Origin of the sequence: Hymenobacter actinosclerus (genome assembly GCF_900111515.1) — a bacterium.
Classification (GTDB): Bacteria; Bacteroidota; Bacteroidia; order Cytophagales; family Hymenobacteraceae; genus Hymenobacter; species Hymenobacter actinosclerus.
In genome coordinates this window covers 453,847-479,838 of the sequence record NZ_FOHS01000002.1, presented here as the reverse complement: position 1 = coordinate 479,838, position 25,992 = coordinate 453,847, and the positions used below count along the sequence as shown (strand labels likewise).

The window sequence follows — 25,992 nt, the reverse complement described above, 5'->3', positions numbered from 1 at the left end:
CAATGCCCACCCATTGCCGAGACGCTGGATTCTGCGTCTTGGCAATAGGTGGGCATTCTAAATTTCAGCAAAGCTAGCGCAAACTGCTGCTAACCCATGGGGCTATTACTTATCGGCTTGCCCCAGCCAGCTTGTGGCGGCGCCTTCGTCGCTGAAAAGCTTCACCTGATATTCTTTCCGGGAGGCCATGGCCGAAGTCTGGGCCAGTACCGCCAGGGGCGTGGCGGGCGCCGTGCCGGGCTGCCAGGTGGCCGCCACCAGGCAGGCCAGGTACACGGGCCGGTTGTTGAGGGCCGGGCTGAGCTCGGGCAGATATTCCTGGGAAAGCCAGTCTACCATTTCGGTGCTCGACTGGGAGCGGCGGCGCGAGTCTACGAGCCAGCCGCTGGCCTGGTGCCGGATGGCCGCCTGCAACACTTCGGTGTAGCCCTGTTGCAGTTCGCTCGTCGATACATCGCGGAGCCAGCGAACGATAAGCAAATTAAGGTCGGAACGGAAAGTAATGGTGAGGGAAGGGGTATCAGCAGGCATGCGCAAACGGGGGTACAAGGCAACTCGAAGGTGCCAAAGATACGGCCCGGCCGCCGAACAGTTGCCTGAACGGTCGAGCTAGGGAGTCGGCGGCCTTGAGGGGCCACAAATAATAGGCCACTCCGGTTGAGCAGATGCTAAGCCCGTTGTACCTTTGCTAATATACTTACTATCGATGCGCGATTTCGCCGCCCCCGACTACCTCACCCTACAATACCGCGCCGACCTGAACTTTCTGGTGGCCCGCTGGATGCGCCCGGTTTCCGATGCCGAAATGCGCCAGGGCTACACGCTGATTCTGGCGGCAGCCCGCGAGTGCCACTGCCCGTACTGGCTGCTCGACGGTCGCCGCCGCCGCCCGGCCGAGCCCGCTACCACCCGCTGGGGCCTCGAGGAGTTTTTCCCGCAGCTGGGCGCCGCGCTGGGCCAGGCCGTGTCGATGAGCCAGCTGCTCTCGCCCGATTATCACTCGCTCACCGACAACCAGCAGGCCTTTCACCAGGCCGAGCAACAGGGGCCGGCCCAGGGCTACTTTATGCGCCGCTTCAACGACGAAACGCAGGCCGTGAGTTGGTTGCGTCAGCAGCAGCAGGTGGCTAGCTGAATACTTTCACCTTGTCTTTGTGCTTGGTGCGCAGGTACTGGCGGATAATCTGCTGCACGTCCTTGTTGTCGTTGTAGCGGGTAATGGCGTCGCGGAAGTCCTCGAAGCGGCGGGCCGAGAACGTCTCATCAATGTAGCCAAAGCCCAGGTAACGGCCGTTTTCTACCACCACCAGGCTCTTCTCATCGGCCCGGCGGCCGGCGCCAATCACCACAAACGAGCCGTGCTCGTAGGTAAACGACTCAATGGCCTCCTCCACGCGCTTGTTGTACTCCTCGGCCGGCTCCAGGCCCAGGCAGGCGCCCTGGCAGCGGTGCACCTGGTAGTCGAAGCACGCGCCGGGCGTTTTGTACAGGTCGCACAGCTTCTGGCACAGGTTGAACTTGGCCACCTTGTGAAACAAAAAGCCCTTGGCCTTGAACTGGTTGCCCAGCGCAATGAGCGGGTGCGACTCGGCGTGGTCGTCGGCGCGGCCGTAGTACAGGCGCTTGTAGCCCTGCTCGTCGGTGCGCAGGAAAATGCCCGCCGGAAACACCGACCGCCGCTGCTGCCGGTTGTAGAGCGGCTTTAAGCGCTTGATTTCGTGCGACTCGTAGAGCAGCGCCACCAGTTCCGAACCGGTCAGCTCCCAGGTGATTTCCGAAATCGAGTTCTTGAACTCGATGCTCTTGCGCGACTTGTAATCGACGGCGAAATGCTGCTGGATGCGCTTGTAGATGTTGATGCTCTTGCCCACATAAATCACCTCCCCGGCCTCGTTGTGGAAGTAGTACACGCCCGCCTCGTGGGGCAGCGCGGCCACGTGCTGGGGCGTGATGTTGGGCGGCAACAGGGCCGTTTTAATGGCTTCCTGCACGGCCTTCATCTTGCGGGCCGAAGGCGCCTTGGTCGCCACAACGGTGCCCGGCGCGGCCCCGGTGGCCGGCCGCCGGCCCGAGGGCGCATTGGCATCGACCACCGCCAGCGCATCGGCCGGACTCAGGCCCCGGGCCGCGGCCGGCGTTTCCTGCTCCTGGCTGATGTTGAGCAGCCGGCCGAACAGAATGGCGGTGGCGGCCGCGTCGCCGGCCGCGCGGTGGCGGCCCTCCAGCGGAATGCCGATGTTCTGGCAGAGCTTGCCCAGGCTGTAGCTGGGCTGGCCGGGCATTAGCGAGCGGCTCAGGCGCACCGTGCACAGCGTTTTGCGCGAGTAGTTGTAGCCCAAATCGCCAAATTCCTTCTTCAGAAACGAGTAGTCGAAGCGCACGTTGTGGGCTACAAACACGCAGCCCTCAGTCATCTCCACCACCTTGCGGGCCACCTCGTGGAACTTGGGCGCCTCGCGCACCATATCGTCGGTGATGCCCGTGAGCTGGGTGATGAAGAACGGAATGGCCCGGCCGGGGTTGATGAGCGAGCTGAACTCGTCGACCACTTTCTCGCCATCATGAATGTAGATGGCAATTTCGGTGATGCGGTCCTGGGCCGGCTGGCCCCCGGTGGTTTCAAGGTCGATGATGGCGTACAACGGCGGTTTTTTGAGCTGTTGGCTATTAGCTGCTGGCTGATAGCTTCGGGTGATAGAGTAGCGGGGCTTAGTTGGCTAAGCAGATTGGTAACAAAGATACCCCGCCCGAAGGTTGCACAATTCCCCGGCCCCATAAATAAGCGTAAACCAGCACTAAAAAAAGGAGCCCACAACTAAAGTGGGCTCCTTCAAAAAAAGCGAACAGCTTACCAAAGCCTAGCGGCCTTTCTGCTCGGTAATCCAGTTTTTGGTCGACAGAATTTCGCTGTGCTGCTGCTCGATGACGTTGCGGGCCTCGGCGGGCAGCTCGTTCGACCTGAGCGCCGTTTCGTAGCCTTTGAGCGCCGTGGCATCGCCGGTTTCGCACTCGCCCAGAATGGCCGAGTCGTCCTGGCCCGTGATGGCCGATTTGAGGTTGATCCAGCCGCGGTGCACGGCGGCGGCGGCATCGGTCAGGGCGCCTTCCACGGTGCCTTCCTGCTCGGGGCTGATGCCGAACTGCTGGGCGTGCTGGCTCAGCTCGGAGGCAAACTTGGCGCGCTGCTGGCTGAACTGGCTCAGCTTCGCTTTCAGATCGGGGCTGCTGATGCCTTCAGCGGCTTCCTGGTAGCCTTTGGCGGCCGTTTTGTTGAGTTCTACGAGGTCGTTGTACGCGCGGGCGGTTTCGCCGGTGATAGTAGCCATGGGAGGGAAGGTTAGAGAAAAATAAGCGCCGCACTGCGCGGCGACAACTGGCCTCTTATACTGCCGGCAGCCGAGGCCGGGTTGCGTATAAAATTAGGGGCCGACCCGGCGCCGCGCCAGCCGGGTTAGGCCGAGTCGCGGCCCAGCATCCGGTTCCAGAGCCGCTTAAGCCCGCCCGGCTCCGCCGATTCGGGCTTAAGCGAGTCGTCGCCCTCGGCCGTGTCGCCGAGCAAAAAGCCCCAGGGCTCGGTGGCCTTGTTGGCATCGAGCACCACCTTTATCACGGCCATCAGCGGGATGCTCAGAATCATGCCCGGCGTGCCCCACAGCTCGTTGCCCAGAATCAGGGCCAGAATGGCGGCCAGCGGGTTGATGCTCACCTGCGAGCCGGTAATCATGGGCGTAATAAAGTTGCCCTCCAGAAACTGCACGAACACAAACACGCCGATAACCAGCGCGGCCTGCAACGGCGAGCCGGTTTCCACCAGCGTTACAATGGCCGGAATGGTCGCGCCAATCAGGATGCCGATGTAGGGAATAACGGCCAGCACCGAGGCAAAAATGGCGAAGAAGATGGCGAATTTCACCCCCAGCACCAGCAGCCCGATGCCGTTGAGGATGGACACAATCACAATCACCTTAAACAAGCCCGAAATGTAGGCCTGCACCACGGTCTGGATGCTGTCGACGGTGTGCAGCACCTCGGTGCGCTTGTCGGGCGACACGAAACGGAACATAAACTGGCGCAGATGGTCGCGGTAGAGCAGCAAACAGAAGATGTAAATCAGCACCTGGGCCAGGTTGCTGAGCACGGCCGTGGTCGTGCTCAGGGTGGTGCCCAGGTAGGTGCCGCCCGACTTCTTGAGGGCCTTCATCGTCGAATCCTTGAGGTCGTTGAGGCTCATGGGCTGGTAGCCGAACTTGCGCTGGGCCCACTCCTGACCGTCGCGGAAAAATTCTATCATTTTGTCCTGCAACTTGGGCAGCTCGTCCTGGAACTGCGTGAGCTGCGAGCCAAAGGCCAGAATTATCCCCGCGAAAAGACCCACTACCAGCAGCAGACACAGGATAATGGCCAGAATGCGCGGCACCTTATGGTCTTCGAGCCACTGGCAGATGGGCAGCAGCAGCAGCGTAAACAGCGCCCCGAACAGCAGCGGCAGCAGAATATCGTCGAGCTTATTGAGCGTGTACACCAGCAGCACGGCCGACAGCAGCAGGAAGGCAAACTTCACGCTGGCTACCTGCTTCACGATGGGCGGGGGCTGGGGCGTGGTGGTGGGCAGGCGGTGGGGGCTTAAAGGTGAATTCATTTTGCTAATATGATTGGGAGAGGGAAAGTCGGGTTATCACGGCGGGGTAAGTGGCAGGAAGCCAAATGCGGGCTGATTGCGCGGTTGTTTGGGATAAGTGCGGAGGTTTTGCTAACTTTACTAGTGAAATGAAACGCGGAAAAGGTCAGTTTTCTGCGTTATTTTACCTCAACATTTGATTGGCAACCTCCCGGCATGGCTGAAGAACAGATTTCCGTGGCCACCCACGGCTACACCGAAGACAGCATCCGCTCCCTCGACTGGCGCGAGCACATCCGGCTGCGGCCCGGCATGTACATCGGCAAGCTCGGCGACGGCTCGGCCTACGACGACGGCATTTACGTGCTGGTAAAGGAAGTTATCGATAACTCCATCGATGAGCACGTAATGGGCCACGGCCGCACCATCGAAATCAAGATTTCGGAGGACAAGGTGCAGGTGCGCGACTACGGCCGCGGCATTCCGCTGGGCAAGGTGGTGGACGTGGTGAGCAAGATTAACACGGGCGGCAAGTACGACAGCAAGGTGTTCCAGAAGTCTGTGGGCTTAAACGGGGTGGGCACCAAAGCGGTTAATGCGCTCAGCAATTACTTTCTGGTGCAAAGTGTGCGCGACGGGCTGATGAAGTCGGCCGAGTTCTCGCAGGGCATGCTGACCTCGGACCCCAAGCCCCAGAAAACCAGCCAGCGCAACGGTACGCTGATGGTGTTCGAGCCCGACGAGTCCATCTTCAAGAACTACAAGTTCTACCCCGAGTACCTCGAAAATCAGATCTGGAACTACGTTTACCTGAATGCCGGCCTTACCATCCACTTCAACGGCCAGAAGTACTACTCCGAGCACGGCCTGCTCGATCTGCTGGCCCGCAAGGCCGACCCCGAAACCCTGCGCTACCCCATTATCCACCTGAAAGGGGAGGACATGGAGCTGGCCCTGACCCACGGCAACGACTACGGCGAGGAGTACTACAGTTTCGTGAACGGCCAGTATACCACCCAGGGCGGTACCCACCTGGCGGCCTTCCGCGAGGCCATCGTGAAAACGGTGCGCGAGTTTTATAAGAAAGACTACGACGCTGCCGACATCCGGGCCTCGGTGATTGGCGCTATTTCGGTGCGCGTGCAGGAGCCTGTGTTCGAGAGCCAGACCAAAACCAAGCTCGGCTCGCTGAACATGGGGCCCGACGGCCCCACGGTGCGCAACTTCGTGCTCGACTTCATCAAGGAGCACCTCGACAACTACCTGCACCGCAACCCCGCTGTAAAGGAGGCGCTGCAAAAGCGCATCGAGCAGAGCGAGCGGGAGCGCAAGGATATGGCCGGGGTGAAGAAGCTGGCCAACCAGCGCGCCAAAAAAGCCAACCTGCACAACCGCAAGCTCCGCGACTGCCGCTTCCACTTTGGCGAGGGCAAGCACGAGGAGGAGGACCAGACGACGCTGTTCATCACCGAGGGCGACTCGGCCTCGGGCTCCATCACCAAGAGCCGCAACGTACAGACCGAGGCCGTATTCAGTTTGCGCGGCAAGCCGCTGAACTGCTTCGGGCTGAAGAAGAAAATCGTGTACGAAAACGAGGAGCTCAACCTGCTCCAGCACGCGCTCAACATCGAGGAAGGCATCGAGAACCTGCGCTACAACCGCGTGGTTATCGCCACCGACGCCGACGTGGACGGCATGCACATCCGGCTGCTGCTGCTCACCTTTTTCCTGCAATTCTTTCCCGATCTGGTGCGCAACGGCCACGTGTATATCCTGGAAACGCCGCTGTTTCGGGTGCGCAACAAGAAAACCACCATCTACTGCTACAACGAACAGGAAAAGCAGGCCGCCATGCGCCAGCTCGGCCGCAACCCCGAAGTCACGCGCTTCAAGGGCCTGGGCGAAATCAGTCCCGACGAGTTCGGCAAGTTCATCGGCGAGAACATCAAGCTGGAACCGGTCATTTTGCAGGCCGAGCGCTCGGTGCAGCAGATTCTGACCTACTACATGGGCAAGAACACGCCCGCCCGCCAGGAATTCATCATCGACAACCTGCGCCTGGAAAAAGACCTGATTACCTCCGACGTGCTGCCCGTAGCCGAGGTAGCGGAAGAGGATTTGGCCTAGCGCCGCACCGTGCATAAACAGTCCTTCGCGCTGCTTTCAGCGGCGCGGAGAGTGGTACAAGAACAAATAAGCGCGGCCCGGAGCCGCACCCCGTATGTCCGAAGAACTGAACCCCCAGGCCGCCCCGATAACTTCTGAATCCGACGCCGCTGAGCAGCTGTACGCCGCCGGCGACTCGATAGAGCTGGGCGGCGCCGACCCCAACGAAGCGGCTGATACCGACGAAATCCTGGCCGAGTCCGGGGCCGATGTAGAGGCCATTATTGAGCCCGAAGCCATTCCCGAAGACGAACTGTCGGCCACGGAAGAGGAGGAGGCCAAATTTGCGCCTGGCGAAACCATTCACGACGTGGCCACGGTGCGCGGCATGTACCAGAACTGGTTTCTCGACTACGCCTCCTACGTAATTCTGGAGCGGGCCGTGCCCGCCATCGAGGACGGCCTCAAGCCCGTGCAGCGCCGCATCCTGCACGCCATGAAGGAAATGGACGACGGCCGCTTCAACAAGGTGGCCAACGTCATCGGCCAGACCATGCAGTACCACCCCCACGGCGACGCCAGCATCGGCGACGCCATGGTGAACCTGGGCCAGAAGGACTTGCTGATTGAAACCCAGGGCAACTGGGGCGACATCCGCACCGGCGACTCGGCCGCCGCGCCCCGCTACATTGAGGCCCGCCTGAGCAAGTTTGCGCTGGACGTGGTGTTCAACCCCGACATTACGGAGTGGCAGATGAGCTACGACGGCCGCAAGCGCGAGCCCACCACGCTGCCCGTAAAATTCCCGCTGCTGCTGGCCCAGGGCGTGGAGGGCATTGCCGTGGGCCTGAGCACCAAGATTATGCCCCACAACTTCCGCGAGCTGTGCCAGGCCAGCGTGGCGGTGCTCAAGGGCAAGGAGTTCCAGCTGTTTCCCGACTTTTCGACCGGCGGCCTGGCCGACGTGAGCAACTACCAGAGCGGGCAGCGGGGCGGCAAAATCCGGCTGCGGGCCACCATCGAGAAGGCCGACAAAACCATGCTCGTCATTCGCGACATCCCGTACGGCACCACCACCACGGCGCTCATGGAAAGCATCGTGAAGGCTTCGGAGGCGAATAAAATCAAGATCAAGAAGGTGGTCGACAACACGGCCGCCGAGGTGGAGGTGCAGGTGCACCTGCCGACCGGTGTGAGCCCCGACCTGACGATGGACGCGCTTTACGCCTTCACCGACTGCGAAATCAGCATCTCGCCCAACACCTGCGTTATTATTGAGGACAAGCCGCGCTTTGTGGCCGTGGAGGATATGTTGCGGCTGAGCACCCAGAAAACGGTGCGGCTGCTGGAGCGCGAGCTGGAAATCCGGCAGGACGAACTGGGCGAAAAGTGGCACTCGGCCTCGCTGGAGAAGATTTTCATCGAGAACCGCATCTACCGCAAAATCGAGGAGTGCGAAACCTGGGACGAAATCCTGCTCACCATTGAAGGCGGCCTGAAGAAATTTACGCGGGTGGCCGGCGAGAAGGAAAAGCCCAACGACACCCGCATCGTGCTTTCCCGCGCCATCGAGGAGGACGACATAACCCGGCTGACCGAAATCCGCATCAAGCGCATCAGCAGGTTCGACGGCTTCAAGGCCGACGAGCTGATTGCCCGCCTCGAAGCCGAGCTGGCCGAGGTGGCCGACCACCTGGCCAACCTCACGCGCTACGCCATTGGCTATTTCGAGGGCTTGCTGAAAAAGTACGGGGCCGGCCGCGAGCGGCGCACCCAGCTGCGCGCCTTCTCGGTGGTAACGGCCCAGAAAGTAGCCGTAGCCAACCAGAAGCTCTACGTCAACTACGCCGACGGCTTTGTGGGCTACGGCCTGAAAAAGGACGAAAAAGCCGTGGCCGTCACCGACTGCTCCGACCTCGACGACATCATCGCCATCCGCCGCGACGGCACGTTCATGGTTACGCGCATCGCCGAGAAAACCTTCGTCGGCAAGGACATTCTGCACGCTGGCGTGTACAACAAGAACGACGACCGGCTGGTGTACAACATGATTTACCAGGACGGGGCCTCGGGCATCAGCTTCGCCAAGCGCTTCCTGGTGTCAGGCATTACCCGCGACAAAACCTACGACCTGACCAAGGGCACCAAGGGCACCAAAACGCTTTACCTCACGGCCAACCCCAACTCCGAGTCGGAGCTGGTAGCCATTCAGCTCGCCGACAAGGCCGTGGCCCGGGTCAAGCAGTTCGATTTCGACTTTGCCGACCTGGCCATCAAGGGCAAGGGCTCGATGGGCAACATCGTCACCAAGCAGCCCATCAAGAAAATAGTCCAGAAAGCCCTGGGCGACTCGACGCTGGGCGGGCGCGAAATGTTCTTCGACAGCGTGGTGGGCCGCCTAAACGCCAACGGCCACGGCCGCTACCTGGGCACCTTCGACACCGACGACAACGTGCTGGCCGTGTACAAGGACGGTACTTACGAGCTGACCGCGCCCGACCCGGCCATCGATTTCGTGGTGGCCAACCTGGTGCTGCTGCGCAAGTTCGACCCCAACACGGTGCTCAGCGCGGTGTACCTCGATGCCGAAACCAAGCTGCACTTCGTCAAGCGTTTCCGCATCGAAACCAGCACGCTGGCCAACCGCTTTACTTTCATCAGCGAAGCCAAGGGCTCGAAGCTGCTGGTGGCCACGGCTCACCCCGAGCCGGTTGTGGATATCAAGCTGCAACGCGACAAAAAGGCCGAGCGCGAAACCGAAAAGCTGCTGCTCCACGAGTTCATCGATGTGAAAGGCTGGAAGGCCCGCGGCAACAAGCTCAACTACTACAAGCTGCACGCCCTCACGCTGCTCACCGACGAAGGCCCCGAACCCGAGCGCAAATCGGCCAAGAAAAAAGCCGCCCCGGCCCCACCAGTCGCCGCCGACGCCAACGCGCCCCACGAGCCGCTGCCCGACCGCACCGACGAGTTCAACATCTCGGCCGATGAGGTGGCCCAGGCCAAAGCCGTGCTCAAGACGCCCAAGTCGCAGCTGAAGTTTTTTTAGGACAGGCCAATTACCAAAACGCGGAGGGGAGTAGCACCGTAGCAGGGCGCTGCTCCCCTCCGCGTTTTGGCGCTGCCCCGCATGTGAGCCGGATTGCGCATTTTTGCGTTGGTAGATGGATTCTGGCCGCCGGGTCGTTGGTTGTATATGCTGTTGTATCGTCTGCCCCTGGTTCGTTGTGCCTTGCTGAGCCTGCTCCTGACCGGGGCCGGTGTGCTGATGTGCCCGGAGCAAGCGCAGGCCCAGCTCCGGCCCAAACGCTCGGCGGCCGAAAAGGCTGCTGCGGCAACTGTTCTGGCGCCGCCCTGCGGGGCACCGCCCACCAGTCCGGCGCTGCGGGCCGGGCTGGCCGAAGCGGGCCAGCTCCTGAAATCCTACCGCGAATCGGAGGCGCTGGGCCGCTACGAGCAGGTGCTGGCGCAGGCGCCGGCTACTTACGAGGCACTCTGGCAGGCCGCCGTGCTGAGCGTGCGCATCGGCAGCCGCTACACCGACGAGAGCCGACGCTTTGCCTACTACACCGCCGCCCGCCTCTACGCCAACCGGGCGCTGGTCGTGTGCCCCGACGGGGCCGAGGGCCATTATGCGGCCGCCCGGGTGTTGGCGGCCCAGGCGCCCCTGCGGCCCCTGCGCAGCCGCCTGCTGGCCTACCGCGAAATGCGCCCCCACGTGTACCGGGCCACCGAGCTGCGGCCCGACTGGGCCGAGGCCTGGCAGCAGCTGGGCCGCTGGCACTACCGCGTCGACCATTACAGCCTGCCCGAGCGCCTCTACAGCCGGCTGTTTCTGGGCGGGGTGCCGGCGGGCGGCAGCACGCTGCTGGCCATCGAGGCGCTGCGCCGGGCCTACGAGCTGGATTCGCAGCGCATTGAGGTGGCCTACGATTTGGCCCGGGTTTACCTCAACCGCAGCCAGTATACCCGCGCCCGGAATGTGCTGCAAGCAGCCGCCCAGCTGACGCCCGTTACGGCCGAGGAGCTGGTTATCAGCCGACGTTGCCAGCTGCTGCTCGAGCAGCTCAACCGCCGCCAGCGCCGGCAGCACTCCCGTTTGCGCCTGACGCTCTGAGCAGCGGCGCGTATCTTTGGGGCCTCACTTTACTTTTGCTGACTTTGCGGGTTTCTCAATTTTGGTGGCTTGCCGGGCTGGCTACGGCCGCCCTGCTGACCGGCTGCGCCGAGCCCACCCCGGCGGCCCGGCCCGATACCATGATTGACCTGCGCACCGTGGCCAGCGGCCCGCGCGTGCAGGCCGAGGAGCTCGACGGCGCCATCATCCGGCAGCCCCGCAACGCTTCGCTGTACGCCCGCCGCGCCGCTTTTCGCCTCGATGCCGGCCAGACCGACGCGGCCCTGAGCGACATCAACCAGGCCCTGGCCCTCGACGATTCGCCGGGCCAGTTCTACTTCACCAAGGCCCGCGCCCTGCGGGCCCAGGGTTTTATCAAGGCTGCCCTCGATGCCACCGACCAGGCCGCCCGCCGCGGCTTTGCCTCGCCCGAGCTCAACCTGCTGGTAGGGGAAATGCACCTGGCCTCGCGCCGCTACCAGGATGCCCTCGACCAGCTCGACCGCGCCCTACAGCAGGAGCCCGACCTGGCCGCCGCTCTGTTCTACAAGGGCCTGGCCTTCGTGGGGCTGGCCGATACCGTGCAGGCCCTCGACTACCTGCGCGCCAGCGTAGCCCGCGCCCCGCGCGAGCCCGAAATCCTGCATCAGCTGGCCTTCCTGTCCAACGCCTACCGGCGGCCCGATCAGGCGGCCATCTACGCCGCCCGGGGCCTGAAGCTGGATTCCACCTACGCGCCGCTGTGGTATGATTACGGCCGGCAGTTCGAGCTCCAAAACCAGCCGGAGCAGGCGCTCCGCAGCTACGCCCGCGTGGGCCGGCTCGATTCCACCTTCTACCGTGCCGACTACCGCCTGGGCTTGGCCGCCTACAAGGCCCGCCGCTACCCGCAGGCCGTGCCCTACCTGCAACGGGCCCTGCGCCGCGCCCCGCGCCTGCCCGAGGCCCGCGCCATGCTGGCCGAAAGCTTCGAAAGCCAGGCAAAATGGGCCGAAGCCGCCGACCAGTACCGCCTGCTGGTGGCCGAAAACCCGGGCAACCGCCGCTGGACCTATAAAGTCTGGAAAATAGGCAACCGCGCCCGCGGCATCATCGTCGACGAAACCCCGCGCCCCGCGCCCGTTGAGGCCATCGAGCCGCTGAGCGTGCTTAAGCCGGGGCTTTGAGGTGAAATGGTGAGGTGGTGAGTTTGACGTGCCAGGGGCCTACTGACGCAAGTGGCGCAATCAGGCCCCTGGCACGTCAAACTCACCATCTCACCACCTCACCATCTCACCATTTCCGTAACTTGCGGCCTCACGGCTGTTTGTATAGCCATTACGCTCCCTTTTTTATGTTGAATATCACCCTCCCCGATGGCTCGGTGCGCCAGTTTGTAGATGGCGCCACGGGCTACGATGTCGCCGCCGCTATCAGCGAAGGCTTGGCCCGCAACGCCGTGGGCGTGCGCGTTGATGGCGAAGTGCGCGACCTGCACCGCCCCATCGAGCACGACGCCCAGGTTGCTATCCTGACCTGGAACGACGACGATGGCAAGATGGCCTTCTGGCACTCCTCGGCCCACGTGCTGGCCGAAGCCCTCGAAGCGCTGTACCCCGGCGTGAAGCTGGGCATCGGTCCGGCCATCGAAAACGGCTTCTACTACGACATCGACCTGGGCGAAGGCCGCACGATTTCGAGCGAGGATTTCCCGGAAATCGAGAAGAAGATGCTGGAGCTGGCCCGCCAGAAAAGCAAGTTCGAGCGCCGCGCCGTATCCAAGGCCGAAGCCGTGGCCTACTTCACCGAGAAGGCCGACCCCTACAAGCTGGACCTGCTGGAGCGCCTCGATGACGGCTCCATCACGTTTTACCAGCAGGGCAACTTCGTGGATTTGTGCCGCGGCCCGCACCTGCCCGACACGGCCACCATCAAGGCCGTGAAGCTGCTCAACGTGGCCGGCGCCTACTGGCGCGGCGACGAGAAAAACAAGCAGCTCACCCGCATCTACGGCATCACCTTCCCCAAGGCCAAGGAGCTGACCGAGTACCTCGAAAAGCTGGAAGAGGCCAAGCGCCGCGACCACCGCAAGCTGGGCAAGGAGCTGGAGCTGTTCGCGTTTTCGGAGAAAGTAGGAGCGGGGCTGCCGCTGTGGCTGCCCAAGGGCACCATGCTGCGCGAAAAGCTGGAGCAGTTCCTGCGCCGCGCCCAGGTGAAGGCCGGCTACCAGCCCGTGGTAACGCCCCACATCGGCTCCAAGGAGCTGTACGTGACCAGCGGCCACTACGAGAAATACGGGGCCGACTCGTTCCAGCCCATTAAGACGCCGAACCCGGGCGAGGAGTTCTTCCTCAAGCCCATGAACTGCCCCCACCACTGCGAAATCTACAAGACCAAGCCCCGCAGCTACCGCGACCTGCCGGTGCGCCTGGCCGAGTTCGGCACGGTGTACCGCTACGAGCAGAGCGGCGAGCTGCACGGCCTCACGCGGGTGCGCGGCTTCACCCAGGACGACGCCCACATCTTCTGCCGGCCCGATCAAGTAAAGGAAGAGTTCACCAAGGTTATCGACCTGGTGCTCTATGTTTTCCGGGCACTGGGATTCCAGGATTTCACGGCCCAGATTTCCCTGCGCGACCCCGAAAATAAGGCCAAGTACATCGGCTCGGATGAGAACTGGGACAAGGCCGAGCAGGCCATCATCGAGTCGGCCGCCGAGAAGGGGCTGACCACCGTAACGGAGCTGGGCGAGGCCGCCTTCTACGGCCCCAAGCTCGACTTTATGGTGCGCGACGCGCTGGGCCGCAAGTGGCAGCTGGGCACGGTGCAGGTCGACTACAACCTACCCGAGCGCTTCGACCTAGAGTACGTGGCTTCCGACAACTCGCGCCAGCGCCCCGTCATGATTCACCGGGCCCCGTTTGGCTCCTTGGAGCGCTTCGTGGCTGTGCTGATTGAGCACTGCGCCGGCAACTTCCCGCTCTGGCTCTCGCCCGAGCAGTTCGCCGTGCTGCCCATTTCGGAGAAGTACCACGACTACGCCCAGCAGGTGTACGACCGCCTGATGGCCGCCGAGCTGCGCGGCACCGTCGACCACCGCGACGAGAAAATCGGCCGCAAAATCCGCGACGCCGAAGTGTCGAAGGTGCCCTACATGCTGATCGTGGGGGAGAAGGAGCAGGAAAACGGCATCGTGTCGGTGCGCAAGCACGGCGAGGGCGACGTGGGCTCGATGCCCATCGACTCGTTTATCAAGAGCTTCGAAACGCAGGTGGCCGCCCTGATGGACGGCGCGGCCCAGTAAAGGGCCTTGGCGGGGCCCGGCTGCTGGTCGGGTCCCGCTAAAACCGCCACTTTTTCTGCCCGCAAAGGCCTTTTTTTATATAGGTTTTGGTGAGGATTTGGAAAAAATGGCGGATATTTGCCCGCTAGCTGAACTCATTGGGTCCGCCCGGTGTGGTTGTAGTTCTAGTCAAAATCGACTTTCACCTTAAGGAGAAACCGCCATAGCTACCCCTAACCGCCGCTATATCCCTCGCGCCCAGGTCGAGGAGCCGTTCAAAATCAATCATAAGATTACGGCCCGTGAAGTGCGCCTCGTTGGCGACAACGTGGAGCAAGGCATCTACCCCACCGATCAGGCCCGGCGCATGGCGCAGGACCAAAACCTGGACCTCGTAGAAATTTCGCCCACTGCCACGCCCCCCGTGTGCCGGGTTATCGACTACTCGAAATTCAAGTACGAGCAGAAGAAGAAAACCCGTGAGCTGAAGGCCAAGCAAACCAAGGTTGTCATCAAGGAAATCCGCTTCGGACCCAACACCGACGACCACGACTTTGCTTTCAAACTCAAGCACGCCCAGGAATTCCTGAAGGAGGGCGCGAAAATCAAGGCCTACGTTCACTTTGTGGGCCGCAGCATTGTTTTCAAGGAGCGGGGTGAAATCCTGCTGCTCAAGTTTGCCCAGGCCCTCGAGGATTTGGCTAAAGTAGAGCAGCTGCCCAAGCTCGAAGGCAAGCGCATGTTCCTGTATCTGGCTCCGAAAGTGGTGGCTCCGCCCAAAAAGGTGGCCCCCAAGGAGACTGATAAGGCCAAGCCCGCCGACAAAGCCGCCAAGCCCGCTACGGCTGCCCCGGCCCCCGAGGCCAAAGCCCAGGAAACGGCCACGGCTGAAGTCTCCGCTGCCGACCAGGGAGCCGAGTAACGCACTTACCCCGGGGCTTTGCTCCGTCTTTTCGCTGGCGCACCGGCCCTAGGCAGCCGACCGCCGCATGTTTCACCCTTTTCTACCACCACAATGCCGAAAATGAAGACCAAGTCCGGCGCCAAGAAGCGTTTCACGCTGACCGGCACGGGCAAAATCAAGCGTAAGCACGCCTACAAGAGCCACATCTTGACCAAGAAGACCACCAAGCAGAAGCGTAACCTTACGCACGTGACGCTGGTTAGCTCGGCCGACATGAACCGCGTAAAGGACATGCTTAACATGTAATTATGATTTTTGAATTAGGAATTATGAGTGGAGCATCGGCTTCGAGGAGTAATTCAAAATTCAGAATCTATAATTCATAATTTCAAAAACCAAAAACCAGGCGTCCGGTAGGAACCCAAGCTGCGGCAGTAAGTCCGCCGCCGGCCGCCAAAAACAACCCAGGTTATGCCAAGAAGTGTAAACCACGCGGCCTCGCGCCACCGTCGGAAGAAAATCATGCGTTTGGCGAAAGGCTACTACGGCCGTCGCAAAAACGTTTGGACCGTTGCCAAGAACGCCGTTGAGAAAGGCCTGCTCTACGCCTACCGCGACCGGAAAGTAAAGAAGCGCGAGTTCCGCGCCCTCTGGATTCAGCGTATCAACGCCGGCGCTCGTGAGCACGGCCTGTCGTACTCGCAGTTCATGGGTGGCCTCAAGAAGGCCGGTATCGAGCTTAACCGTAAAGTTCTGGCCGACCTCGCGCTGAACCACCCCGAGGCTTTCAAGGGCATCGTGGAGAAAATGAAGTAACCGTCCGCGGCTACTGACCATAAAAAAAGCGGCTGCTCCGAAAGGGGCAGCCGCTTTTTTGTAGTCCGGTGGAAAATGTCCGGGGATAAACCCGGCCTTCAAATGAGGCTGACGGGGCCTTGGTTTTTGGCGTCCAGGGCCTGCATTTCGCGCAGCCAGGCTACTGCATCCTCCATCTCATCGAAAAGCTGTAGCGGCAACCGGGAACCTACGCGCAGGTGCATATCCTCTACCGAGGCCTGACCGAATACGCCCGGGGCTTTAACGTGGGCGTAGTAGGTCATGCCAGCCGCCAGGGCCTGCGGAATCCAGACCTTCTCCAGCCAGTCGTTGCCGTGCTTCCAGGAACCGAGCAGGTGGGTGTTGTCGGTGAGCAGGTAGGGGCACTGGCTTTGCTGGATGATATCGAGAATTCCATACGAGCCCTGCTGAATATTTTCCATGGTCAGCAACCCCTGCCAGTTGTTGTAAATCCAGTTATTCTGCTGATCAAACTCGGTGATGAGAAACGTGGTGCCCGTAGGGTTCTGGAATTGCTGCCGCATGGGCCCAAAGGAGCATATTTCTCGCCCAACGTCCTACTTATTTAGACTAATGGCGCCGAATTGTCGGTTAGCGGCGCTTCTGGCAAAGCAGAACCATAGATAAACCCGGGTGGGCTTGCGGGACGAGATAAAAGCAAAAAACCGCGCCGGAAGGTATCCGACGCGGTTTTTGCAAGTAGCGGGAACGAGAGTTGAACTCGTGACCTCAGGGTTATGAATCCTGTGCTCTAACCAACTGAGCTATCCCGCCCTGTTTTGGTGGTGCAAAGGTAGGCACAAGTTTTGAAGCGGTGCAAGGGGGGAAGGAAAAAAAAGCCGCGTATATTGGCTGCCGTGGGAGCCGCCCGGCGGCCCTTCGGTCCTAAATTCTTTACCCTGTACTGCTTATGTCCCTTTCGGCTACTCGTCAGAAACACCGTTTTTCGGTAGAATATCCCATAAATGCCTCGCCCAAGATTCTGTATCCCTACCTGGCTACGGCCTCGGGCCTCGAACAGTGGTTTTGCCAGCGCGTGCAGGTCGAGGGCTCGCAGCACTTCAACTTCGTGTGGGACAACCAGCCCCACTATGCCGAAATGAGCTCGCACCGCACCAACCGCTCGGTGCGCTTCTGCTTTCTGGATGAGCGGCGCAAGACCGTAGCCGACGCCAACTACCTCGACTTTCTGATTGAAGAGTCGGAGCTGACCCAGGAAGTATACCTGCGGGTGGTCGACTATTCGGAAGAAACCGACACCGAGGAGCTGGAGGAAATGTGGGCCGGCCTGATCCAGAAGCTGCGCGAGCAGGTGGGCGGCTAGGCCTAATTATAGCCCGCAATCCGGGGAGCAGACGCGAAACGAGCCGTATCTTCGTTTCGCGTTTGCTCCCCGTTGTTTTTTGGGTCCGCCGGACCGGGGGCGGGCGGCTGCTTCTATGAAAAAACTTGATAAGCTGATTTTGCAGGCCTTTGCCGGGCCGTTTCTGCTCACCTTCGCCGTGGTGCAGTTCATCTTCCTGATGCAGTTCATGATGAAATACATGGACGATCTGGTGGGCAAGGATCTGGGCCTGGGCGTCATTCTGCAGTTGCTGTTCTTTTTCAGCGTGCTGATTGTGCCCATTTCGCTGCCGCTGGCCGTGCTGCTTTCCTCGCTCATGACCTTTGGCACGCTGGGTGAGCACCACGAGCTGACGGCCATCAAAACGGCCGGTATTTCGCTTACCCGGATTCTGCGGCCGGTGCTGCTGGTAAGTTTGCTGCTGGCCGGCGGCGCGTTCTGGTTCAACAATACCATTGTGCCCATGGCCAACCTCGAAGCCTTCAGCCTGCTTTGGGATGTGCGCCAGCAGAAACTGGCCCTCGATATCCGCGAGGGCGTGTTCTACAACGGTATTCCCGGCTTCACGATTAAGGTAGATGAGAAGGAGGGCAAGAATGGCGACATTCTGAAGGGGGTAATGATTTACGACCACACCGGCGGGCGCGGCGGCAGCACCGTCATTCTGGCCGACTCGGGCCGCATGTTTACCCGTTTCGGGGGGCAGTACCTGGGCCTGGAGCTGTTTCGGGGGCGCTCCTACACCGAGCAGCCCAACACCCAGAGCACGGCCGGGGCCAGCTTTATCCGCCAGAACTTCGATCAGAACCTGATTACCTTCTCGCTGAAATCGTTCGGTCTCGACCGCACCCAGAAAGAGCTGTTCAACACCAACAAGATGATGCTCAACCTGGGCCAGCTCAGGCACTATACCGACTCGCTCCAGAGCCGCCTGAGCCAGGAGCGCCGGCAGGTGGTGCGGCAGCTCACGCCCTACTACACCTACCTGCGCCTCGACACGCTGGGCCAGGCCGCCGACCAGCGCGTGGCCGCCTGGGCCGTGCCCGCCAAGCGGCTGCCACCCGATACCAAGAATATCGCCCAGCAAGCGGCCAACCGGGCCCGCAACGTGCTGTCGTCCCTCACAACCACCGAGGAGCGGCTGACCAACCTGACCAAGGAAACGGCCAACTACCGCATCGAAACCTACCGCAAGTACACCCAGTCGGCCGCCATCCTGCTCATGTTCCTGATTGGGGCGCCACTGGGCGCTATTATCAAAAAGGGGGGGCTGGGCGTGCCAATTCTGGTGTCCATCGTGTTTTTTATCATCTATTACGTCTTCTCGATTATGGGCGAGAAGTACGGCCGCGAGCAGGTAATGCCCGTGAGTGTGGGCATGTGGATGTCGGCCGCCATTCTGCTGCCCATCGGCCTGTTCTTTCTCTACCAGGCCCGCCACGACTCCGGCCTGCTCGACATCAACTGGGGCCGCCTGGTGCCCCGCTGGCTGCGCTGGCCGCTACGGGGCTACAAGAAGGCGGTATAGGGCAATCGGGGCCGTTCGCACATTTATCCTATTCTCTGCCCGCATTCCCCGCATTAAATCCTTACCTTTGCGCTCACCCCGAGGTGCGGGGTGAATCTTCTTTTCTTTTTTTAATCAAAGACGGGGCAACCTATCTGCCGATGCAACTGACCACCGAAGCAAAACAGGCTATTTTCGAGAAAAACAGCCTCCAGAAAACCTCTAAAGACACCGGTTCGGCCGAGTCGCAAATTGCGCTCTTCACCCAGCGTATTCTGGACCTGACGGAGCACCTCAAGGTGAACAAGAAGGATTTCTCGACCCGTTTGGGCCTGCTCAAACTGGTAGGTAAGCGCCGCAGCATGCTGGATTACCTCATGCAGCGGGACATCAACCGCTACCGCGCGATTGTTAAGGAGCTGGGCCTGCGTAAGTAAGCCCCCTTCCCCGGAGCAGGGAGCCTTTCACTTGGAAGGTTCCCTGCTCTTTTTTTGCCCAAAGCCGGCCGCATTATTCCGCCGGTTTTGTTGTTTAGATTCCGAATCGTCTTTTTTAGAGCAAGACCAGGCCATTGCCGGTCCGGTTTTTTCGGCTGCTCGCCCGCTGCACGCTTTCCCTTAAAGCACCCCGATGCCCAACTACCACGCCATTACCAAGCACATCACCCTGCCCGACGGTCGGCAGATTTCCCTCGAAACCGGCAAGCTGGCCAAATTCGCCGACGGCGCCGTTGTGGTGCGCCTCGGCGACGCCATGCTGCTGGCCACGGTCGTGTCGCAGCCCAGCGCGCGCGGCGAAGTGGATTTCCTGCCCCTGTCGGTTGACTACCAGGAGAAGTTCGGCGGGGCCGGCAACATCCCCGGCTCGTTCCAGCGCCGCGAAGGCCGCCTCTCGGACGCCGAAATCCTGGTCTGCCGCATCGTCGACCGGATTTTGCGCCCCATGTTCCCCAAGGATTATCACTATGAGGTGCAGGTGATGATTACACTGATTTCGGCCGACAAAACCGTGCAGCCCGACGCGCTGGCCGCCCTGGCCGCCTCGGCCGCCCTCTCGATTTCCGACATTCCGTTCGCCGGCCCCATCTCGGAGGTGCGCGTAGCCCGCATCGACGGCAAGCTGCAAATCAACCCCCTCACCGCCGACATTGCCCGCGCCGACATCGACCTGATTGTGGGTGCCACGGCCGATTCAGTGGCCATGGTGGAAGGCGAAATGGACGAGGTGAGCGAGGAGGAGATGGTGGAAGCCATTGCTTACGCCCACGAGGCCATCAAGGAGCAGGTGCGCGTGCAGCAGGAGCTGGCCGCTGAAGTAGAAAAGTCGAAAGTAAAGCGCGACTACCCCAAGTACGTCGAGAATGAGGAGCTGAAAAAGCAAATCAACGACGCCGTTTATCAGGGCGCCTACGATGTGGCCAAGTCGGGCAACACCAGCAAAGCCGGCCGCAAGGAGGCCTTCGGGGCCATCAAGAAGCCGCTGCTGGAAAAGATGCTCGCCGAAAACCCCGAGCTCGACCAGAAGATGTTCGGCCGCTACTACGCTTCGGCGGAGAAGAAAGGCATCCGCGACATGATGATCAAGGAGCGCACCCGCCTCGACGGGCGCAAACTCACCGAAATCCGCCCCATCTGGAGCGAAGTAAACTACCTGCCCGGTGCCCACGGTTCGGCCCTGTTCACGCGCGGCGAAACCCAGTCGCTGACCACCGTTGCCCTCGGCACCAAGCTCGATGAGCAGATCATCGACACGGCCATGACGTCGGGCTACAGCAAGTTCATGCTACACTACAACTTCCCGGCCTTCTCGACCGGCGAGGTGAAGCCCAACCGCGGCCCCGGCCGCCGCGAAATCGGCCACGGCAACCTGGCCCTGCGCTCGTTGAAGAAGGTAATGCCTTCGGACGACGAGAACCCCTACACCGTGCGCATTGTGTCGGACATTCTGGAGTCGAACGGCTCTAGCTCGATGGCCACGGTGTGCGCCGGCTCGATGGCGCTGATGGACGCCGGTATTCCGGTGCGCGCTGCCGTGTCGGGCATTGCCATGGGCCTTGTGCAGGACAAGGAAACCGGCGAGTACGCCGTGCTTTCCGACATTCTGGGCGACGAGGACCACCTTGGCGACATGGACTTCAAGGTAACCGGCACCGAGAAAGGCATCGTAGCCTGCCAGATGGACATCAAAATCCAGGGGCTGAGCGCCGAGATTATGACCGCCGCGCTGCACCAGGCCCGCGAAGGCCGGCTGCACATTCTGGGTGAGATGGCCAAGACCATCAGCCAGCCCGCTGCCGAGCTGAAGCCGCACACGCCCCGCTCGCACAAGATGCTGATTGACAAGGAGTACATCGGCGCCGTAATCGGACCCGGCGGTAAGGTTATCCAGCAGATTCAGAAGGACACCAACGCCACGGTTATCATCGAGGAGAAGGACGAGAAGGGCCACGTAAGCATCTACGCTTCCAACCAGGAAGACATGCAGGCCGCCATCGACCGCATCAACGCCATTGCCGCTACACCGGAAGTGGGCGAGACCTACAAGGGCAAGGTGCGCAGCATCCAGCCTTACGGTGCCTTCGTGGAAATCATGCCGGGCAAAGACGGGCTGTTGCACATTTCGGAGGTGTCGCACGAGCGGCTGGCCTCGCTGGAAGGTGTGCTCGAAGTAGGACAGGAGATTGACGTGAAGCTGCTGGACATCGACAAGAAAACGGGCAAATACCGCCTTTCGCGGAAGGTGCTTATGGCTAAGCCCGAGCGGGCGGCCGACTCCAACGGTGCCGCTTAAAACAGCCGGTGCCGAACTTTAGCGGGTACCGGGCCGTTGCATTAAACTGAGCCCGGTACCCGTTGAACGGGGGGATTCGCCCGACGAATCGAAAAACGACGTTAACAAGCACACGCATCACTCATTTCATTCTCTCGCGCCCGCAATGAGACAGTTAAAAATCAGCAAGCAGATTACCAACCGCGAAAGCCAGTCGCTGGATAAATACCTCCAGGAGATTGGCAAAGTGGACCTGCTCACCCCCGACGAGGAGGTAACGCTGGCGCAACGCATCCGGGAAGGCGACCAGCTGGCCCTGGAAAAGCTGACGAAAGCCAACCTGCGCTTCGTGGTGTCGGTGGCCAAGCAGTACCAGAACCAGGGCCTGAGCCTGGGCGACCTCATCAACGAGGGCAACCTCGGCCTGATTAAAGCCGCCAAGCGTTTCGACGAAACCCGCGGTTTCAAATTTATCTCCTACGCCGTCTGGTGGATTCGCCAGTCGATTCTGCAGGCGCTGGCCGAGCAGTCGCGCATCGTGCGTCTGCCCCTGAACCGGGTAGGCTCGCTGAACAAAATCAGCAAGTCGTTCTCGGAGCTGGAACAGAAGTTTGAGCGCGAGCCCTCGCCCGAGGAAATTGCCGAAGTGCTGGAGCTGACCACCTCGGAAGTAGTGGACACGCTCAAGATTTCGGGCCGCCACGTATCGGTAGATGCTCCCTTCGTGCAGGGCGAGGAAAACCGCCTGCTCGACGTGCTCGAAAACGAGGACGAGGAGAGCCCCGACATGGGCCTGATGAACGACTCGCTCCGCAAGGAAGTGCAGCGCGCCCTGAGCACGCTCACCAAGCGCGAAGCTGACGTCATCACGCTCTACTTTGGTTTGAACGGCGAAAGCTCGCTCACGCTGGAGGAAATCGGAGAGAAGTTCAACCTGACCCGCGAGCGGGTGCGCCAGATCAAGGAAAAGGCCATCCGCCGGTTGCGCCACACCTCGCGCAGCAAAGCCCTGAAACCCTACCTGGGGTAGATTTTCTACTCCTGAAGCATCAAACCCTGACCCGCTGGTTGGGGTTTTTTGTTGATGGGAGTGAGCCAGTCACCGGGTGTGGTACCACGACTTTTTCAGTCGTGGTGCCACTATCGTTGGACGGCTAAGCACCAGAAGTCAGCAACGATAGTGGTGCCACGACTGAAAAAGTCGTGGCACCACACCGTTCATTTAGCCCGCTGGCCTATCGACCCGAAACAACCCAACCCGGCCGGCTTGTTACCTTTGTAGTTCCAAACTCAACTCATCCCGGCGCGGGCCCGGTCTGCCGCCGTTTCCACTCTATGGCTCCTACGACTTCCGAACACATTCACTGCCTGATTATCGGCTCCGGTCCGGCCGGTTACACCGCCGCTATTTACGCCGCCCGCGCCGGTCTGAACCCCGTTATGTACCAGGGCCTGCAACCCGGCGGCCAGCTTACCATCACCAACGACGTGGAGAACTTCCCCGGTTACCCCGATGGCGTGATGGGTCCCGAGATGATGGAGGACCTGAAAAAGCAGGCCGAGCGCTTCGGCACCGACATCCGCTACGGCATTGCCACGGCCGTCGACTTTGAGGCCCACCCGCGCCGCATTACCATCGACGAAAAGCTGGAGCTGACCGCCGACACCGTGATTATTGCCACCGGGGCTTCGGCCAAGTGGTTGGGGCTGCCCTCCGAGCAGCGCCTGAACGGCTCGGGCGTGTCGGCCTGCGCCGTGTGCGACGGGTTCTTCTACCGCGGCAAGGACGTAGCCATTGTGGGCGCCGGCGACACGGCCGCCGAGGAAGCTACCTACCTGGCCAACCTGTGCTCGAAAGTGTACATGATTGTGCGCAAGGGCGAGATGAAGGCCTCGAAAATCATGCAGAAGCGGGTGCTCGACAACCCCAAGATTGAGGTGCTCTGGAACACGATAACCGACGAAATCCTGGGCGAGCACGCCGTGGAGGCCGTGCGCGTGAAGAACGTGGTGGAGGGCACGACCCGCGACCTGGCCGTGGAAGGCTTTTTCGTGGCCATCGGCCACGAGCCCAACTCCAAAATATTCCAGCCCTACCTGCACCACGACGAGCAGGGCTACCTCAAAACCATCCCCGGCACCAGCAAAACCAACGTCGACGGCGTGTTTGCCTGCGGCGACGTGCAGGACTACACCTACCGCCAGGCCGTCACGGCCGCCGGCACCGGCTGCATGGCCGCCCTCGACGCCGAACGCTACCTGGCCGCGCTGGGCGACTAGCGGTGAATGAGGGAATGAGTGAATGTGTGAATCGGCTGAGCCTACGGGGTATACCAGCCGGTTCGGTGGGGCGTTGACCCTGCGGCATTCGCTCATTCACTCATTCACTCATTCACTCATTAACTTCTTGCTCTTGCTGAATTTTGCTAAACATTGGCTGCTACCGCTGCTACTGATCGGGCTGTTTTTAGGCTTGCCCGGCCAGCTGCTGGCCCAGCGGCGTAAGGTGCCCGCCAAAACCAAAGCCGGCGAATCCGGTAAGCGAAAGGACTTCTTCCGCATCAAAACGCCCTCCATCCGCTACGTGCGGCCCGACACCACGGTGCTCATCCAGACCGAGGAGCTGCCCGACGATAACTCCGAGGCGGCCAAGTCCATCTTCTTCAACCCGGCCCGCAAGCTCTCGATGGTGAGCGAAGACACTACTTCGCTCAACGAGGGCGAGCAGCACATCGTGGAAGTAAAGGAGCAGGTCAGGATTGATTCCAGCTGGATTCAGGTGGCCGGTTACTACGCCATCTGGGACACCCAGAACATCAACCCTTACCGGGTGGATGGCCGCCGCATCAAGGATACGCTCAACCTGCGACTCACCGAGCCCGAGAAGCAGCGCTACGCCCGCATGCCGCTCAAGAGTACCCCCATCACGTCGGGCTTCGGTTTCCGCGGTTACCGCTGGCACTACGGCACCGACCTCGACCTGAACACCGGCGACTCGGTGAAAACGGCTTTCGATGGCGTGGTGCGGCTGGTGAAGTGGGACGGCGGCGGTTACGGCAACTATATTCTGGTGCGCCACTACAACGGCATCGAAACGCTTTATGGCCACCTGCAAAAGGCGCTGGTAACGCCCGGTACCTTCGTGAAGGCCGGCGAGCTGATTGGCTGGGGTGGCAGCACGGGCCGCAGCAGCGGCTCGCACCTGCACTTCGAGGTGCGCTACGAGGGCAACCCCATCAACCCGAATGAGCTCTACGATTTTCCCGATTACAAGCTCATCAAGGACAACTTCCAGATTACGTCGGCCCTGTTCGACTATTACAGCAAGTCGCTCCGCTACCGGGGCGGCAGTGTGCCGGGGGCGGGTAGTGGTAGCAGCAGCAAGGCCCGGCCCACCCAGGCGCGCAAGGTGGTAACGCACAAAATCCGCAGCGGCGAAACCCTGTCGGGCATTGCTCAGAAATACGGCGTTTCGCAGGCCCAGCTGCGCCGCCTCAACGGTGGCACCGGCACCCTGCGCATCGGCCGCATGTTGCGGATTAAGTAGCAGTGAGGTTGGTAGTCCGTCATTCAGAGCATGTGGCTTGATGCGCCACATGCTCTGAATGACGGGCTGTTAGCTTGTCTTCTCAGTTCTCCAGACCCCAACCAACCCAGTTCCTAAAAATGAAAATTGACGTACTCGCCCTCGGGGCGCATCCCGATGATGTGGAAATGTCCTGCTCCGGCACGCTGCTGGCGGCGGCGGCGGCGGGCAAAACCATTGGCATCGTCGATTTCACCCGCGGCGAGCTGGGCACCCGCGGCACCCCCCAGACCCGGGCCGAAGAATCGGAGCGGGCCACGAAAATCCTGGGCCTGCACGCGCGCGAAAACCTGGGCATGGCCGACGGCTTCTTCCGCAACGACCGGGAGCACCAGCTGCTACTGGTGGCCGCCCTGCGCCGTTACCAGCCCGACGTGGTGCTTTGCAACGCCATCAACGACCGGCACCCCGACCACGGCCGCGCCGCCCAGCTGGCTACCGAGGCCTGCTTTCTGGCGGGCCTGCGCATGATTGAGACCCTGGGCGAGGATGGCCAGCCCCAGGCCCCCTGGCGCCCCCGCGTGGTGTACCACTACATCCAGGACCGCCAGCTACCCGCCGATTTCGTGGTCGACATCACCGCGCACTGGCCCAAGAAGTGGGAATCCATTCAGGCCTACAAAACCCAGTTCCACACCGCCGAAAGCCCCATCGACGAGCCCACCACGTACCTTTCTACGCCGGCTTTCAGCGACTTTATGGAGGCCCGGGCCCGCGAGTTCGGCCACCTCATTGGCGCGCAATACGGCGAAGGCTTTACCCGCGAGCGGCCGATTGGCGTGCGCGAGGTCACGGAGCTGATTTAGCGAATCGTACTTCTCATTAAGGTTAAAAAAGACCTTCCGGCTAGCTTAAAAGGCTAGCCGGAAGGTCTTTTTCTTTATGATTCTGACTGCGGGTAAAGTCCGGTACGAAAGCGTAGAATTCCGTCTCAGATGCCT

General features: G+C 61.1%; 21 protein-coding genes, 1 tRNA gene and 1 pseudogene. 17 read left to right on the top strand and 6 right to left on the bottom strand.

Going from position 1 to position 25,992, the window contains the following annotated elements:
• Positions 1–105: 105 nt before the first annotated feature.
• On the bottom strand, positions 106–531 hold the full coding sequence (locus BMY67_RS08415) for a hypothetical protein (RefSeq protein WP_143069748.1): 426 nt from the start codon (positions 529–531) through the stop codon (positions 106–108).
• 175 nt (positions 532–706) lie between these two features.
• Between BMY67_RS08415 and BMY67_RS08410 the strand changes: the two genes are divergently transcribed.
• Positions 707–1,135 carry a hypothetical protein gene (locus BMY67_RS08410; protein ID WP_092770417.1) on the top strand — a complete coding sequence of 143 codons (429 nt, stop codon included), beginning with the start codon at positions 707–709 and terminating at the stop codon, positions 1,133–1,135.
• Here the strand turns inward: BMY67_RS08410 and BMY67_RS08405 are convergent.
• The 3 genes from BMY67_RS08405 to BMY67_RS08395 form a co-directional block, all read right to left on the bottom strand.
• Complete coding sequence (locus tag BMY67_RS08405; protein ID WP_092770415.1) at positions 1,128–2,642, bottom strand: exonuclease domain-containing protein; 1,515 nt, start codon at positions 2,640–2,642, stop codon at positions 1,128–1,130. The two genes, BMY67_RS08410 and BMY67_RS08405, sit on opposite strands and share 8 nt — an antisense overlap.
• A gap of 216 nt (positions 2,643–2,858) precedes the next feature.
• Entirely contained in the window at positions 2,859–3,326 is a 468-nt protein-coding gene (locus BMY67_RS08400) for a ferritin-like domain-containing protein (protein ID WP_092770413.1), read from the bottom strand.
• A 125-nt stretch (positions 3,327–3,451) separates the two neighbouring features.
• The gene (locus BMY67_RS08395) at positions 3,452–4,639 is read right to left on the bottom strand and encodes an AI-2E family transporter (protein ID WP_245744956.1); all 1,188 of its coding nucleotides are present in this window, start codon (positions 4,637–4,639) and stop codon (positions 3,452–3,454) included.
• A 195-nt stretch (positions 4,640–4,834) separates the two neighbouring features.
• Between BMY67_RS08395 and BMY67_RS08390 the strand changes: the two genes are divergently transcribed.
• The 8 genes and pseudogenes from BMY67_RS08390 to rplT all read left to right on the top strand — a co-directional run bounded on the left by BMY67_RS08390 (position 4,835) and on the right by rplT (position 15,823).
• On the top strand, positions 4,835–6,745 hold the full coding sequence (locus BMY67_RS08390) for a DNA topoisomerase IV subunit B (protein ID WP_092770411.1): 1,911 nt from the start codon (positions 4,835–4,837) through the stop codon (positions 6,743–6,745).
• A 94-nt stretch (positions 6,746–6,839) separates the two neighbouring features.
• Positions 6,840–9,773, top strand: coding sequence for a DNA gyrase/topoisomerase IV subunit A (locus tag BMY67_RS08385; RefSeq protein WP_245744954.1), 2,934 nt, complete (start codon positions 6,840–6,842; stop codon positions 9,771–9,773).
• A 183-nt stretch (positions 9,774–9,956) separates the two neighbouring features.
• Positions 9,957–10,841 carry a tetratricopeptide repeat protein gene (locus tag BMY67_RS08380; protein WP_177189751.1) on the top strand — a complete coding sequence of 295 codons (885 nt, stop codon included), beginning with the start codon at positions 9,957–9,959 and terminating at the stop codon, positions 10,839–10,841.
• Positions 10,842–10,885: 44 nt separating this feature from the next.
• Entirely contained in the window at positions 10,886–12,007 is a 1,122-nt protein-coding gene (locus BMY67_RS08375) for a tetratricopeptide repeat protein (protein WP_092770407.1), read from the top strand.
• Between the two features lie 167 nt (positions 12,008–12,174).
• A complete protein-coding gene (gene thrS, locus BMY67_RS08370) occupies positions 12,175–14,124 on the top strand; it encodes a threonine--tRNA ligase (RefSeq protein ID WP_092770405.1) in 1,950 nt (649 codons plus the stop codon).
• 202 nt (positions 14,125–14,326) lie between these two features.
• Positions 14,327–14,884, top strand: a pseudogene (infC, locus tag BMY67_RS08365) (translation initiation factor IF-3); the annotation flags it as partial.
• A 234-nt stretch (positions 14,885–15,118) separates the two neighbouring features.
• Complete coding sequence (gene rpmI, locus BMY67_RS08360) at positions 15,119–15,313, top strand: 50S ribosomal protein L35 (protein WP_092770403.1); 195 nt, start codon at positions 15,119–15,121, stop codon at positions 15,311–15,313.
• 165 nt (positions 15,314–15,478) lie between these two features.
• Complete coding sequence (rplT, locus tag BMY67_RS08355) at positions 15,479–15,823, top strand: 50S ribosomal protein L20 (RefSeq protein WP_092770401.1); 345 nt, start codon at positions 15,479–15,481, stop codon at positions 15,821–15,823.
• Positions 15,824–15,921: 98 nt separating this feature from the next.
• On the opposite strand, the gene BMY67_RS08350 is transcribed toward rplT, so the two are convergent.
• Positions 15,922–16,368 carry a hypothetical protein gene (locus BMY67_RS08350; protein ID WP_092770399.1) on the bottom strand — a complete coding sequence of 149 codons (447 nt, stop codon included), beginning with the start codon at positions 16,366–16,368 and terminating at the stop codon, positions 15,922–15,924.
• 176 nt (positions 16,369–16,544) lie between these two features.
• Positions 16,545–16,618: transfer RNA gene (locus BMY67_RS08345), tRNA-Met, on the bottom strand.
• Between the two features lie 136 nt (positions 16,619–16,754).
• Between BMY67_RS08345 and BMY67_RS08340 the strand changes: the two genes are divergently transcribed.
• The 8 genes from BMY67_RS08340 to bshB1 all read left to right on the top strand — a co-directional run bounded on the left by BMY67_RS08340 (position 16,755) and on the right by bshB1 (position 25,857).
• The gene (locus tag BMY67_RS08340) at positions 16,755–17,168 is read left to right on the top strand and encodes an START-like domain-containing protein (RefSeq protein ID WP_092770397.1); all 414 of its coding nucleotides are present in this window, start codon (positions 16,755–16,757) and stop codon (positions 17,166–17,168) included.
• A gap of 115 nt (positions 17,169–17,283) precedes the next feature.
• Complete coding sequence (locus BMY67_RS08335; RefSeq protein ID WP_092770395.1) at positions 17,284–18,717, top strand: LptF/LptG family permease; 1,434 nt, start codon at positions 17,284–17,286, stop codon at positions 18,715–18,717.
• Positions 18,718–18,857: 140 nt separating this feature from the next.
• A complete protein-coding gene (gene rpsO / locus BMY67_RS08330; protein WP_092770393.1) occupies positions 18,858–19,133 on the top strand; it encodes a 30S ribosomal protein S15 in 276 nt (91 codons plus the stop codon).
• A gap of 193 nt (positions 19,134–19,326) precedes the next feature.
• Positions 19,327–21,486, top strand: coding sequence for a polyribonucleotide nucleotidyltransferase (pnp, locus tag BMY67_RS08325; RefSeq protein ID WP_092770391.1), 2,160 nt, complete (start codon positions 19,327–19,329; stop codon positions 21,484–21,486).
• 145 nt (positions 21,487–21,631) lie between these two features.
• On the top strand, positions 21,632–22,495 hold the full coding sequence (locus BMY67_RS08320) for a sigma-70 family RNA polymerase sigma factor (RefSeq protein WP_092770389.1): 864 nt from the start codon (positions 21,632–21,634) through the stop codon (positions 22,493–22,495).
• A gap of 305 nt (positions 22,496–22,800) precedes the next feature.
• The gene (trxB, locus tag BMY67_RS08315) at positions 22,801–23,745 is read left to right on the top strand and encodes a thioredoxin-disulfide reductase (protein WP_092770387.1); all 945 of its coding nucleotides are present in this window, start codon (positions 22,801–22,803) and stop codon (positions 23,743–23,745) included.
• A gap of 133 nt (positions 23,746–23,878) precedes the next feature.
• Complete coding sequence (locus BMY67_RS08310; protein WP_245744953.1) at positions 23,879–25,012, top strand: M23 family metallopeptidase; 1,134 nt, start codon at positions 23,879–23,881, stop codon at positions 25,010–25,012.
• Between the two features lie 119 nt (positions 25,013–25,131).
• The gene (gene bshB1 / locus BMY67_RS08305; protein WP_092770383.1) at positions 25,132–25,857 is read left to right on the top strand and encodes a bacillithiol biosynthesis deacetylase BshB1; all 726 of its coding nucleotides are present in this window, start codon (positions 25,132–25,134) and stop codon (positions 25,855–25,857) included.
• Positions 25,858–25,992: the final 135 nt, after the last annotated feature.